Consider the following 13,453-nt stretch of genomic DNA (forward strand, 5'->3'; position numbering starts at 1 on the left):
CAAGGCGCGCGCGAATCGCCCTATTCCGTTTGGCCAGCTTTCGCCAGGGCGATGCGGCGCGTATCCTTTGTCGTTTTCGCGGCGTGCGGTTCGCGCGCCGTCATCGCAAAACGAAAGACGGAGATATGGGCAATGGAATTCGATGTGGCGATTGTCGGTAGCGGTCTGGCTGGTTTGAGCGTCGCGCTCAATCTCGCGCAGACACGGCGCGTTGCTGTGATCGCCAAGCGATCGCTGACCGAAGGCGCGAGCGACTGGGCGCAAGGCGGCATCGCCGCGGTGCTCGATTCGGCGGACAGCGTCGAGAATCACGTGCGCGATACGCTGACCGCAGGCGGCGGCCTGTGCGACGAGGCGGCGACACGCTTTATCGTCGAGCATGGGCGCGCCGCGATCGAATGGCTGATCGGACAGGGCGTGCCGTTCACGAAAGACGAGGCCGCCGAACTGGGCTTTCATTTGACGCGCGAAGGCGGCCATAGCCATCGCCGGATCATTCACGCGGCCGACGCGACCGGCCATGCGGTCGTCGCCACGCTCAGCGAGCAGGTGCGCCAGCATCCGAACATCACGCTGTTCGAAGACCATCACGCAATCGACCTGATCACGTCCGAACGCCTCGGCCTGCCCGGCCGCCGCTGCCATGGTCTGTATGCGCTCGATCTGCAAAGCGGCCGCACCGTTACGATCGAAGCGCCGCATACGGTGCTCGCGACCGGCGGCGCCGGCAAGGTCTACCTGTACACGACCAACCCCGACACCGCGACCGGCGACGGCATCGCGATGGCATGGCGCGCCGGCTGCCGCGTGTCGAACATGGAATTCATTCAGTTCCACCCGACGTGCCTGTTTCACCCGTACGCGAAGTCGTTCCTGATTTCGGAAGCAGTGCGCGGCGAAGGCGGCATTCTGAAACTGCCGGATGGCACGCGCTTCATGCCCAATCACGACGAGCGCGCGGAGCTTGCGCCGCGCGACATCGTCGCGCGGGCGATCGACTTCGAGATCAAGAAACGCGGCATCGATTGCGTGTACCTCGACATCAGCCACCAGCCGGCCGCGTTCCTGCACGAGCATTTCCCGACGATCCTGGCACGCTGCCGCGAGTTCGGCATCGACATCACGAAAGAGCCGATTCCAGTGGTACCGGCCGCGCATTACACGTGCGGCGGCGTCGTCACCGATCTGGCGGGCCGCACCGATCTCGCGGGTCTCTACGCAGTCGGCGAAACGTCCTGCACCGGCCTGCACGGCGCGAACCGACTTGCCAGCAATTCGCTGCTCGAATGCCTCGTGACCGGCCGCTCCGCCGCCAAGGCGATCGAAGAGGAAGGCTTCGCTGCCGCCGTTCACGCGCCGCTGCCGGCCTGGGACGAAAGCCGCGTGTCCGATCCGGACGAGGAGGTCGTGGTCGCGCACAACTGGGACGAACTGCGCCGGCTGATGTGGAACTACGTCGGTATCGTGCGCACCGACAAGCGACTCGAGCGCGCGAAGCATCGGCTCGCGTTGCTGCGCGACGAGATCCACGAGTACTACGCGAACTTCAAGGTGAGCCGCGATCTGCTGGAACTGCGCAATCTGGTCGATGTGGCGTCGCTGATCGTGGACAGCGCGCGCTCGCGGCGCGAAAGCCGCGGCCTGCATTTCAGCCGCGACTGGCCGTCCACATTACCCAAGGCGCTACCGACGGTGCTCACGCCGAAGTATGTACGCAGGCCGAATCCCTGACAGCCTTGGGCCGAAATACACGCTGAAACGACGCCACAAACGACAAGGCCATTGCCGGTAAGCTCCGGCAATGGCCTTGTTGAGTCGTCACGAGCGTCGACTGTCGCGCTAAAACGCGCGGCGCTCAAACGATCCGCATCGAGTAGTCGGTCGCGCGCACGTCTTTGGTCAGTGCGCCAATCGACACGCGGTCCACGCCAGTCTCCGCGATCGTGCGCACGGTCTCGAAATTCACGCCGCCGGACACTTCGAGCACCGCGCGCCCGGCCGTGATGCGAACCGCGTCGCGCATCATGTCGAACGAGAAGTTGTCGAGCAGGATCGACTGCGCGCCATGCGCGAGCGCAGTTTCCAGTTGTTCGAGCGTTTCGACTTCGATCTGGATCGGCACGCCCGCATTCAACGCGAGCGCCGCGTCCATCGCCGCGCCCAAGCCGCCGGCCGCGGCGATATGGTTTTCCTTGATCAGAATGCCGTCGTACAGCGCGAGCCGCTGGTTCGCACCGCCGCCGATGCGCACCGCGTACTTCTGCGCGAGCCGCAAGCCCGGGAGCGTCTTGCGCGTATCGAGAACGCGCGCGTGCGTGTGAGCAATCGCGTCGACATAGCGGCGCGTCGCGCTCGCCACGCCCGACAGCAGCTGCAGGAAATTCATCGCGTTGCGCTCGGCGGTCAGCAGCGCGCGCACCGGCCCGCGAAGATCGCAGACCGTCGTGTCGGCGCTCATGCGGTCGCCCTCGCGGTAACGCCATTGAACTACGATGCGAGGATCGACCGCGCGCATCACCGCGTCGAACCACGGCACGCCGCACAGTACCGCTTCCTCGCGCACGATGATGCGCGCGTCGCGAACGTCATCGGCAGGCACGAGGCGGCCGGTCTGATCGCCGGTGCCGATATCTTCGGCGAGTGCCTCGGCGACATTGCGTGCGAGCGCCGCGTCGAACGCCACGCCATATTGCGCGTGAATCGCCGCGAAAAGCGGCGACACTGCGTCGGCCCCTTCGCGCGCCACTACCTGCTCAGGCGCCTTCTCCACCACCTTCATTACGCTGCCCCCACATTCGAATACAGTTGCGCGTCGCGCGCGAGATCGCCGCTCGCCTGCACGCGCTTCTTGTGACGCGCCGCGAAATCGAGCATGCGATCGATAGGCAGACGCGCACGCTCGCCGATCCCACGCTCGACGAAGATTTCGTTGTGGCCGCGCTCGAGCACATCGGCCAGATTGGCGAGTCCGTTCATCGCCATCCACGGGCAATGCGCGCAGCTCTTGCAGGTCGCGCTGTTGCCGGCCGTCGGCGCGGCAATCAGCGTCTTGCCGGGCGCGGCGAGTTGCATCTTGTGCAGGATGCCGAGGTCGGTCGCGACGATGAAGTGCGTCGCGTCGAGCTTCTGCGCGGCGTCGATCAACTGCGTGGTCGAGCCGACCACGTCCGCCTGGGCGACCACGTTGGCCGGCGACTCCGGATGCACGAGCACCTTCGCGTGCGGATAATCGGCGCGCAGCAGATCGAGTTCGATGCCCTTGAATTCGTCGTGCACGAGGCACGAGCCCTGCCACATCAGCATGTCCGCGCCGGTCTTGCCCTGGATGAAGCTGCCGAGATGACGGTCCGGCGCCCAGATGATCTTCTCGCCGCGCGCATGCAGATCGGCGACGATCTCCAACCCGATCGACGACGTCACCATCCAGTCCGCGCGCGCCTTCACGGCCGCGCTCGTGTTCGCGTACACGACCACCGTGCGGTCCGGGTGTGCGTCGCAGAACGCCGAGAACTCGTCGACCGGACAACCGAGGTCGAGCGAACAGGTCGCATCCAGATCCGGCATCAGAATGCGCTTGTCTGGACTGAGGATTTTTGCGGTCTCGCCCATGAAGCGCACGCCCGCAACCACCAGCGTCTGCGCCTCATGATCGCGGCCGAAGCGCGCCATTTCCAGCGAATCGGCCACGCAACCGCCGGTTTCGTCGGCGAGTTCCTGCAATTCGGCGTCGACATAATAGTGCGCGACCAGCACCGCTTTCTCGCGCTTGAGTAATTCGCGAATGCGCGCCTTCAGCACCCGCTTTTCTTCCGCCGACGGCGTCTCGGGCACCTTCGCCCACGCCTGCCCGATCCCGCAGGTCGTGCCCTGCGCCTGAGGCCGATCGAATTCGACGGTCCTGATCGCCTGCTGCTTCATCATCTCCTCTGCCCTCACCTGGCCGCCGCGGCTTGCCGATCGCGCTACACGCGCAATGCATTTCCACGGCCCAAAAATGCAAAACCCCGCCAACGCGGGGTTTTGTGACGTCCTAAAATTTTAATGGATTTCAGGCATAGCGACGCAGTCGCATCGCGAAGTCTTGCAGCGCCTTGATACCGCTCTGCTCTGCGCGATGGCACCAGTCCTGCAATTGCACCAGCAATTGCTCGCGCGACGCGTTGGAGCGCTCCCACATTGCCGCCAGTTCGTTGCGCATGTCGATGTAGGTCTTCAGCTTCTGGCTGTTCGCGAAAATCTGCGGCAGCTGGAGCTTCTGCGGCTCGTTCAGGCCCGCCTCTTCCTTGTGGAACCAGCTGCGCGCACCACGCATCACCTGATACTTTTCGCGCGCGCCGACTTCCTTCAGATGCGCGAGCTCCTGGCGGTATGCGCGCTTGATCGCTTTCGCGTAACGCGCCATCACTTCGTAGCGGTTCGCGAGCACGGCCTGCAGCGTGTCCTGATCGAGCACGAGCTTGCCGGTGGTCAGGCGCGGCGTCGGTGCGACCTTCTTCACTTTGGCCAGACGAAACGCCTGCATGATGCGGATGTACATCCAGCCAATGTCGAACTCGTACCACTTGTTCGACAGCTTCGCCGACGTCGCATACGTGTGGTGATTGTTATGCAGCTCTTCGCCACCGATGATGATGCCCCACGGGAAAATGTTGGTGCTCGCATCCGACGAATTGAAGTTGCGATAGCCCCAGAAGTGCGCGAGGCCGTTGACCACGCCCGCGGCCCAGAAAGGGATCCACACCATCTGCACGGCCCAGATGGTCAGGCCGACGACGCCGAACAGCGCGACGTTGATCACCATCATGAGGCTCACGCCAAGAATCGGGTACTTCGTGTAGACGTTGCGCTCCATCCAGTCGTTCGGTGTACCGTGACTGAACTTGCGCATCGTTTCTTCGTTTTTCGCTTCGGTGCGATAGAGCTCGGCGCCTTGGAGCAGTACCTTCCAGATGCCGCGCGTCTGCGGGCTGTGCGGATCCTCTTCGGTCTCGCATTTCGCGTGGTGCTTGCGGTGAATCGCGGCCCACTGGCCGGTCAGCATGCCGGTGGTCATCCACAGCCAGAAGCGGAAAAAATGACTGGCGATCGGGTGCAGATCCAGCGCGCGATGCGCCTGGCAGCGATGCAGATAGACGGTCACGCCGATAATCGTGATGTGCGTCACGATCAGCGTGTACACGACGAGTTGCCACCACGAGAAACGCAGCAGCCCGTGGGCAAGGAAATCGAGCAAAGAATTCAACAAGGTAAGTTACCTGCAGAACGAGAGATACGAAGCACACGCGGCGCGCGTGTCATGAAAGTGAAAGCATACAGCGGGATAGGACGATATTCTACTTGAACGGTTCCAAGTGTTTGTAACAAATAGGGATTTTTTGTGCGCAATCAAGTCGATAGCGATTGCCTGGGCACTGGCGCATGCCTTGCCGCGGCGCGAAATGGGGCTTAACGGCCGTCGTTGGCGGCACGGTTGGCGGGCCTGAGCGCGGGATCGGACGTGGTGTCGGAAATCGGATCGGTCATCGCCACCGGGTGCGGCATTGGGCCGCTTGCCTGACCGACGATGCGCACCTCGCGTTGCGGGAGCGCAATAGTGATGCCGTGCTCGGAAAAGAGACGCCAGATATTGCAGTTGACGGTTGAGAGCACGCCACGTGCCGCTCACCGCATCTTCGATCCAGAAACCCAACCCGAGATTGATGCCGTCCCGGCCAAAGCCGACCAGAAATGGCGTCGGCGCCAGTTCGCGCAGCACCCGCGGCACGTCGGCGGCGGCCTGGGCGAGCAGCGTCATCGCCGGCTCGACGTCGGATGTGTAGGCGATCTGCACGGCCGCCCGCGCGTAGCCGCGGGTCAGATACGACGACTGGTTCTGCACGACGTCGGTGATCAGCTTTTCGTTCGGAATCAGCGTCTCGATGCCGTCGAGTTCGCGCACCACGGTATAGCGTGTGCGGATCTGCGTGACGCGGCCCTGCAGGCCGCTCACGTTGATCGTGTCGCCGATCCGCAACGAGCGATCGAGAAGGATGATGAAGCCCGATACATAGTTGCTCGCGATCTTCTGCATGCCGAAGCCGAGCCCGACGCCAAGCGCGCCGCCGAACACGCCGAGCACCGTGATGTCGATGCCGACGATCGACAGGCTGATCAGGATCGCCGCCAGCACGAAGGCCGCTCGGCCGACGCGCGCGACCACGACCTTCAGATTCCCGTCGAGCGTCTTCGTGCGCATCAGGCGATCTTCGAACGACGAGCCGAGCCACATCGCGACGATCAACGTGACGGCGACCCACAACAGCCCCGTGATCAGCGACAGCAGCGTCATATGCGCATTACCGACGCCAAAGCTCACGCTGTCCATCCACGCGATCACGGCGTTCTGAATGCCCAACAGCATGAGTACCATGCCGATCCACACGACCACCGACACGATCTTCTCGACGAGAAACAGCCACGGATGCTCGCCACCTTCGCGCTTGAACACCCGCCGAAGAAGAACGCGATGTAGATCAGCCCAATGCCGGCGAGCGGCACCAGCGCCAGATCGAGCAGCGCGGTGTCCATGAACTGGCCGGCGATCGCCCGCGCGAGCCACACCAGTGCCGCGCCGATCAGCGGAAAAGCCGCCCGGTCGAGGCTTTCCATGCCGAAACGCAGGCTCTCGTAGCGCGTCGATTGCGGCCGCTTGATGCGGCGGCGCAGCGTCCGCGCGAGCAGCCACGCGACGAGCAGCGTCGCAAGCAGGATCGCGACCTGCCACAGCATCACGCGCTGACCGAAGTCGCGCGCGATGTCGCTGAGCATGTGGGTAAAGTCGTATGCATGGATGTCGCCGGAATGGCCGGCGCGCGCGGATTCATCCGCCAATCCGCGCGCCGGCCTGCAGCCGCTTGCCTAGCTCTGGCGCTCGAGCACGGCGGCGAAAAAGCCGTCGGTCGCGTGGCGGTGCGGCCACAGCGACAGGTAGTCGCCCATCTCCAGCTCGATACGCTGCTCGGCAAGGACGTCGCGCACCGGCACCAGCGCGAAATCAGGGTGATCGGCGAGGAACCGCTGCACCACCGCCTCGTTTTCGGCTTCGAGAATCGAGCACGTAGCATAGACGAGCCGGCCGCCCTTCTTCACGAGACGCGCCGCGCTCGTGAGAATCGACGCCTGCTTCGGCGCCAGCTCGGCGATCGACTCCGGCGACTGGCGCCACTTCAGATCCGGGTTGCGGCGCAGCGTGCCGAGGCCGCTGCACGGTGCATCGACGAGCACGCGGTCGATCTTGCCAGCCAGACGCTTGATCTTCGCGTCGTGTTCGCTGTCGATCAGCACCGGGTTCACGTTCGACAGGCCGCTGCGCGCGAGACGCGGCTTCAGCTTCGCGAGACGCCGCTCGGAGATATCGAACGCGTAGAGCCGGCCGGTCGAGCGCATTGCCGCGCCGAGCGCCAGCGTCTTGCCGCCCGCGCCAGCACAGAAATCGACGATCATCTCGCCGCGCCGAGGTGCGACCACCGAGCACAGCAGCTGGCTGCCCTCGTCCTGCACTTCGAGCCAGCCCTGCTGGAACGCGTCGAGCTTGGTGAGCGCCGGCTTGCCGACCACGCGCACCCCGAGCGGCGCGAACGGCGTCGCGCCCGCCTCGATGCCCGCCTTCGACAGCGCACCCAGCACGTCGTCGCGGCTCGCCTTGATCGGGTTCGCGCGCAGATCGAGCGGCGCCGGGTAGTTCAGCGCGGCGGCCAGCTGCGCGAGCTCGGCGGCCTCGAAGCGCGAGCTGAGCGCCTGGCTGATCCAGTCGGGCAGGTTCAGGCGAATCCGCAGCGGCAGGCTTTCCGGGTCGATCTTCGCCACGTGTTCGAGCCAAGTCGCCTCGGCCTCGGTGACGAACGGCTTGAGCGCCGAGCGTCCGGCCGTCTGCATCAGGCCCAGCAGCGCCATGCGGCGCGCGGGGCTGCCAGTGCCGCTTTCGGCCAGATGCGCGAACTCCATCCGGCGGCGCAGCACGGCGAACACCGCCTCGGCGATCACGCCGCGCTCGGCGTGCCCGAGCTTCGGATGCGCGCGGAAGAAGCGGCTCGTGGTGGCGTCGGCGGGGCCGTTCAGCCGCAGCACTTCGGCCAGCAGCGTTTCAGTTTGTCCAATCAGGAAACCATGCAATCTCATGCGCCCTCTCCGGCGGTGTGACCGGCAAAGAGCCATTGCGGCTCCGACGGCGTAAGCGTGACGCGCGAGCCGTCCAGAGCGAGACGCCCTTCGACGAACCAGCGCACCGCGCGTGGATAAATGATGTGCTCGGTGGCGAGCACGCGTGCGGCGAGCGTCTGTGCGGTATCGCCCGCCTCGACAGGCACCGCCGACTGCAAAACGATCGGCCCGTGATCCAGCTTTGATGTGACAAAATGCACCGACGCGCCGTGGAACCGCACGCCGGCGTCGAGCGCCTGCTGATGGGTCTTCAGACCCGGAAAGCTCGGCAGCAATGACGGGTGCACGTTCAGCATGCGCGCTGCGTAGTGGTCGACGAAGCGCTCGGTCAGCACGCGCATGAAGCCCGCGAGCACGACGAGGTCCGGCGCGATGGCGTCGATCTGCTCGGCGAGTGCCGCGTCGAAGCTGTCGCGATCCGGAAACTGGCGGTGGTCGACCACCGCCGTGGCGATGCCATGCGACGCCGCGAACGCGAGCCCCGCGGCATCGGGACGGTTAGCAATCACGGCGGCGACCCGCGCCGGCCAGCCCTCGCTCGCGCAGGCGCGCACGATGGCTTCCATGTTGCTACCCCGCCCGGAAATCAGGATGACGAGTTTTTTCATGCGCGGATTTTATCATTCGGCAATCGCCGGACCGCGACCGCGCAGCCGTCTGTTGCGCCAAGCGTTTATAATCGATTGTTTTGCGGCACCCCGCCCGCGCCCCTATTGCAATCGCAGCAACGCCTGCAACCCACTATCGTGAGAGTCTTCCGCGGCCTTCCCAATGCCGAGAGCCGCGCGCCGTGCGCGCTGACCATCGGCAACTTCGACGGTGTCCACCGCGGCCACCAAGCTCTGCTCGCCCACGTGCGCGCGGCCGCGAACGCGCGTGGCCTGCCCGTCTGCGTGATGACCTTCGAGCCGCACCCGCGCGAGTTCTTCAACCCGGCCGGCGCGCCGCCGCGCATCGCGATGCTGCGTGACAAGCTCGAGGCGCTGCGCACCAACGGGGTCGACCGGGTCGTCGTCGAGCACTTCAATCACACGTTCGCGAGCCAGTCGCCAGATGCGTTCGTCGAGCGGATCATCGTCAACGGCTTGCACGCGCGCTGGATCATGATCGGCGACGATTTCCGCTACGGCGCGAAGCGCGCCGGCGATTTCGCGTCGCTGCGGACGGCCGGCAAGCAGTACGGTTTCGAAGTCGAACAGATGGCGACGGTCGCCGATCCGTCGGGCGCGCGCATCTCGAGCTCGGGCGTGCGCGCGGCGCTGGTCGCGGGCGACCTCGACTCGGCGCGCGCAGCGCTCGGCCGCGACTATCTGATCAGCGGCCACGTCACCCATGGCATGAAGCTCGGCCGCGATCTCGGCTTTCCGACGCTCAATCTGCCGATCGCGCACAAGCGTCCGGCACTGGCCGGCATCTTCGTCGTACAGGTGCACGGCATCGCCGAGCAACCGCTGCCGGGCGTCGCGAGCCTCGGCCTGCGCCCCACCGTCGACGATTCCGGCCGTGTGCTGCTCGAAGTGCACCTGCTCGATTGGCACGGCGACGCGTATGGCAAACTCGTGCGCGTCGAATTTCTGAAGAAGCTGCGCGACGAGGAGAAGTTCGTCGATCTCGAAACGCTGACCGCCGCGATCGCGCGCGACGTCGCCAATGCGCGCGCATGGTTCGCTGCGGTCGGCGCCGGCACGCCGGGCAGCCGTTCCACCGGTTTCGCCACCTCGGCCACCGACCGAATTAGATAACCACCGCGGTTCGGGCCGGCGCGCCGTGCCGCACGAACCGTCGCCGCGCGCATCGAAGGGCGTCCGGGCTTCACGCGGAGCCGCCTGCCGGGCGCGTCCCACGCTCCTCGCGCAGCGCGCAATCCGCGCGCCGCTACGCATAGAAACGAATTCACCGCCACCCACATCATGAGCAACAAGAAAGCTGATTCGAAACCGCAGTCCCGCTACCCGGTCAACCTGCTCGACACACCGTTCCCGATGCGCGGCGACCTGCCCAAGCGCGAGCCGCAATGGGTCAAGGACTGGCAGGAACGCAAGGTGTACGACAAGATCCGCGCCGCCTCCAGGGGCCGCACGAAGTTCATCCTGCACGACGGCCCGCCGTATGCGAACGGCGACATCCACCTCGGTCACGCGGTGAACAAAATCCTGAAGGACATGATCGTCAAGGCGCGCAATCTGGCGGGCTTCGACGCGGTCTACGTGCCGGGCTGGGACTGTCACGGCATGCCGATCGAAATCCAGATCGAAAAGCAGTTCGGCAAGTCGCTGCCGGCGGCCGAAGTGATGCAGAAGGCGCGCGCCTACGCGACCGAGCAGATCGAGAAGCAGAAGGCGGGCTTCCGCCGTCTGGGCGTGCTCGGCGACTGGGACAATCCGTACAAGACGATGAACTTCGCGAATGAAGCCGGCGAAATCCGCGCGCTCGCGAAAATCATGGAAAAAGGCTACGTATTCCGCGGCCTGAAGCCGGTCAACTGGTGTTTCGACTGCGGCTCGGCGCTCGCCGAAGCGGAAGTCGAGTACAAGGACAAGACCGATCCGACCATCGACGTGCTGTTCAGCTTCGCCGAGCCGGAAAAGACCGCGCAGGCGTTCGGCCTCGCCGCGCTGCCGCGCAACGAAGGCGGCATCGTGATCTGGACCACCACGCCGTGGACCATCCCCGCCAACCAGGCGCTGAACCTGCATCCGGAACTCGTCTACGCGCTCGTCGACACGCCGCGCGGCCTCCTGATCCTCGCCGAGGAACGCGTCGAGGCGTGCCTGAAGCTGTACGGCCTCGAAGGCACGGTCGTCGCGACGACGCCGGGCGAAAAGCTCGTGAACCTGCGCTTCAACCACCCGCTCGCGTCCGCGCATCCGGGCTACAAGCGCACCGCGCCGGTCTACCTCGGCGACTACGTGACGACCGAAACCGGCACCGGCATCGTGCACTCGTCGCCGGCGTACGGCGTGGAAGACTTCGTGTCGTGCAAGGCGCACGGCATGGCCGACTCGGACATCATCAACCCGGTGATGGGCGACGGCCGCTACATCGAATCGCTCGCGCTGTTCGGCGGCCTGTCGATCTGGGCTGCCAATCCGCAGATCGTCGAGGCGCTGCAAGGCGCCGGCTCGCTGCTGCGCACCGAGAAGTACACGCACAGCTACATGCACTGCTGGCGCCACAAGACGCCGATCATCTACCGCGCCACTTCGCAGTGGTTCGCCGGCATGGACGTGAAGCCCAACGACGGCGACAAGACGCTGCGCGAGACCGCACTCGAAGGCATCGAGAACACGGCGTTCTATCCGTCGTGGGGCAAGCAGCGCCTCTTCAGCATGATCGCGAACCGCCCGGACTGGACGCTGTCGCGGCAGCGCCAGTGGGGCGTGCCGATGGCGTTCTTCGTGCACAAGGAAACCGGCGAGCTGCATCCGCGCACGCTGGAGTTGCTCGAACAGGTCGCGCAGCGCGTCGAGAAGGAAGGCATCGAGGCATGGCAGACGGTCGATCCGCGAGAGCTGATCGGCGACGACGCCAACCTGTACGAAAAGAACCGCGACACGCTCGACGTGTGGTTCGATTCGGGCACCACGCACTGGCACGTGCTGCGCGGCTCGCACAAGGACGAGCTGCAGTTTCCGGCCGACCTGTACCTCGAAGGCTCGGACCAGCATCGCGGCTGGTTCCATTCGTCGCTGTTGACCGCGTCGATGCTGGACGGCCGCCCGCCCTACAACGCGCTGCTCACGCACGGCTTCACCGTCGACGGCGAAGGCCGCAAGATGAGCAAGTCGCTCGGCAACGGCATCGATCCGCATGAAGTCGCAAACCGCCTCGGCGCGGAAATCATCCGCCTGTGGATCGCGTCGACCGACTACTCGGGCGAGCTCGCGATCTCCGAGGAAATCCTGAAGCGCGTGACGGAAGGCTATCGCCGCATCCGCAATACGCTGCGCTTCCTGCTCGCGAACCTGTCGGACTTCGACTTCGCGCAGCACGCGCGTCCGGTCGAAGACTGGCTCGAAATCGACCGTTACGCGGTGACGCTGTCGGCGAATCTGCAGAACGACATCCTCGCGCACTACGAGAAGTACGAGTTCCACCCGGTCGTCGCCAAGTTGCAGACGTTCTGCTCGGAAGACCTGGGCGGCTTCTACCTCGACGTGCTGAAGGACCGCCTCTACACGACCGCGGCGGATTCGGTCGCCCGCCGCTCGGCGCAGACCGCGCTCTACCACATCGCGCACGGCCTCCTGCGCGTGATGGCGCCGTTCCTGTCGTTCACCGCGGAAGAAGCGTGGAAGGTGTTCCAGCCCAACAGCGAGACGATCTTCACCGAGACGTACCACGCGTACCCGGCCGTGCCGGACGCGGGCGCGCTGCTCGACAAGTGGACGCTGCTGCGCGCGGTGCGCGGCGACGTGACCAAGGCGCTCGAAGAGGCGCGGGTCGCGAACCTGATCGGCTCGTCGCTGCAGGCGGAAGTCGAAATCCGCGCGAGCGGGGCGCGTTACGACGCACTCGCGAGCCTCGGCGACGACCTGAAGTTCGTGCTGATCACGTCGGCGGCGAACGTCGTCAAGGTTGACAGCGAAGCCGATGAAGGCGTCGAAGTGATCGCGTCGAAGTACCTGAAGTGCGAGCGCTGCTGGCACTATCGGGCGGACGTCGGCGCGAACGCCGAGCATCCGTCGCTGTGCGGCCGCTGCTTCAGCAACCTGTTCGGCAGTGGCGAATCGAGGAGCGCGGCATAATGGCGAGAACCATGTCGAAAACGCGCACCGGAAGCAGTTCGCTCGCACCCTGGCTCGGCATTGCGCTGATCGTCATCCTGTTCGACCAGCTGACGAAAATCGCCGTGCGCAAGGTGTTCGCCTACGGTGTGCCGCACGAGGTCACGCCGTTCTTCAACCTGATTCTCGTGTTCAACCGCGGCGCCGCGTTCAGCTTCCTCGCGATGGCGGGCGGCTGGCAGCGCTGGGCATTCACCGCGCTCGGCGTGGTCGCGGCGCTCGTGATCTGCTATCTGCTCAAGCGGCATAGCGGGCAGAAAATGTTCTGCACGGCGCTCGCGCTGATTCTCGGCGGCGCGCTCGGCAATGTGATCGACCGGCTCGCGTACGGCCACGTGATCGACTTCCTCGATTTCCACGTGGGCGGCTGGCACTGGCCGGCGTTCAATCTCGCCGACAGCGCGATCACGATCGGCGCGATCCTGCTCGTGATCGACGAGCTGCGGCGGGTACGCGGCACACGCTAA

At 65.2% G+C, this 13,453-nt stretch carries 9 protein-coding genes and 1 pseudogene; 4 read left to right on the forward strand and 6 right to left on the reverse strand.

Going from position 1 to position 13,453, the window contains the following annotated elements; genetic code table 11:
• Positions 1–132: 132 nt before the first annotated feature.
• Positions 133–1,731 (forward strand): L-aspartate oxidase, encoded by a 1,599-nt coding sequence (gene nadB / locus HDG32_RS29265; protein WP_184072646.1) that lies wholly within the window; start codon positions 133–135, stop codon positions 1,729–1,731.
• Positions 1,732–1,855: 124 nt separating this feature from the next.
• Here the strand turns inward: nadB and nadC are convergent, their stop codons facing one another.
• From nadC to purN, 6 genes and pseudogenes are all read right to left on the reverse strand, one after another.
• Positions 1,856–2,779 (reverse strand): carboxylating nicotinate-nucleotide diphosphorylase, encoded by a 924-nt coding sequence (gene nadC, locus HDG32_RS29270; RefSeq protein ID WP_184072648.1) that lies wholly within the window; start codon positions 2,777–2,779, stop codon positions 1,856–1,858.
• A complete protein-coding gene (gene nadA / locus HDG32_RS29275; protein ID WP_184072719.1) occupies positions 2,779–3,918 on the reverse strand; it encodes a quinolinate synthase NadA in 1,140 nt (379 codons plus the stop codon). Before nadA ends, nadC begins: the two co-directional genes overlap by 1 nt.
• A gap of 130 nt (positions 3,919–4,048) precedes the next feature.
• The gene (locus tag HDG32_RS29280; RefSeq protein WP_184072649.1) at positions 4,049–5,245 is read right to left on the reverse strand and encodes an acyl-CoA desaturase; all 1,197 of its coding nucleotides are present in this window, start codon (positions 5,243–5,245) and stop codon (positions 4,049–4,051) included.
• 200 nt (positions 5,246–5,445) lie between these two features.
• Positions 5,446–6,807: pseudogene (locus tag HDG32_RS29285) on the reverse strand (mechanosensitive ion channel family protein).
• Between the two features lie 90 nt (positions 6,808–6,897).
• Positions 6,898–8,157, reverse strand: a complete 1,260-nt coding sequence (locus HDG32_RS29290) for an RsmB/NOP family class I SAM-dependent RNA methyltransferase (protein WP_184023137.1) — start codon at positions 8,155–8,157, stop codon at positions 6,898–6,900.
• Positions 8,154–8,807 (reverse strand): phosphoribosylglycinamide formyltransferase, encoded by a 654-nt coding sequence (gene purN / locus HDG32_RS29295; protein WP_090801571.1) that lies wholly within the window; start codon positions 8,805–8,807, stop codon positions 8,154–8,156. The genes HDG32_RS29290 and purN overlap by 4 nt, the downstream gene beginning before the upstream one ends.
• A gap of 138 nt (positions 8,808–8,945) precedes the next feature.
• Here purN and HDG32_RS29300 point away from each other — a divergent pair, with 138 nt between their 5' ends.
• The 3 genes from HDG32_RS29300 (at position 8,946) to lspA (ending at position 13,453) form a co-directional block, all read left to right on the forward strand.
• Positions 8,946–9,941 carry a bifunctional riboflavin kinase/FAD synthetase gene (locus HDG32_RS29300; protein WP_184051586.1) on the forward strand — a complete coding sequence of 332 codons (996 nt, stop codon included), beginning with the start codon at positions 8,946–8,948 and terminating at the stop codon, positions 9,939–9,941.
• Positions 9,942–10,109: 168 nt separating this feature from the next.
• On the forward strand, positions 10,110–12,947 hold the full coding sequence (gene ileS / locus HDG32_RS29305; protein WP_184072651.1) for an isoleucine--tRNA ligase: 2,838 nt from the start codon (positions 10,110–10,112) through the stop codon (positions 12,945–12,947).
• The gene (gene lspA / locus HDG32_RS29310) at positions 12,947–13,453 is read left to right on the forward strand and encodes a signal peptidase II (protein ID WP_090801573.1); all 507 of its coding nucleotides are present in this window, start codon (positions 12,947–12,949) and stop codon (positions 13,451–13,453) included. Before ileS ends, lspA begins: the two co-directional genes overlap by 1 nt.

Origin of the sequence: Paraburkholderia sp. CI2, assembly GCF_014201055.1 — a bacterium.
Classification (GTDB): domain Bacteria; phylum Pseudomonadota; class Gammaproteobacteria; order Burkholderiales; family Burkholderiaceae; genus Paraburkholderia; species Paraburkholderia tuberum.

Excerpts from the sequence above, each read along its gene's own strand:
- nadA (WP_184072719.1), bottom strand. The coding sequence starts at position 3,918 with ATGAAGCAGCAGGCGATCAGGACCGTCGAATTCGATCGGCCTCAGGCG.
- lspA (WP_090801573.1), top strand. The coding sequence starts at position 12,947 with ATGGCGAGAACCATGTCGAAAACGCGCACCGGAAGCAGTTCGCTCGCA.
- nadC (WP_184072648.1), bottom strand. The coding sequence starts at position 2,779 with ATGAAGGTGGTGGAGAAGGCGCCTGAGCAGGTAGTGGCGCGCGAAGGG.
- HDG32_RS29290 (WP_184023137.1), bottom strand. The coding sequence starts at position 8,157 with ATGAGATTGCATGGTTTCCTGATTGGACAAACTGAAACGCTGCTGGCC.
- nadB (WP_184072646.1), top strand. The coding sequence starts at position 133 with ATGGAATTCGATGTGGCGATTGTCGGTAGCGGTCTGGCTGGTTTGAGC.
- ileS (WP_184072651.1), top strand. The coding sequence starts at position 10,110 with ATGAGCAACAAGAAAGCTGATTCGAAACCGCAGTCCCGCTACCCGGTC.
- purN (WP_090801571.1), bottom strand. The coding sequence starts at position 8,807 with ATGAAAAAACTCGTCATCCTGATTTCCGGGCGGGGTAGCAACATGGAA.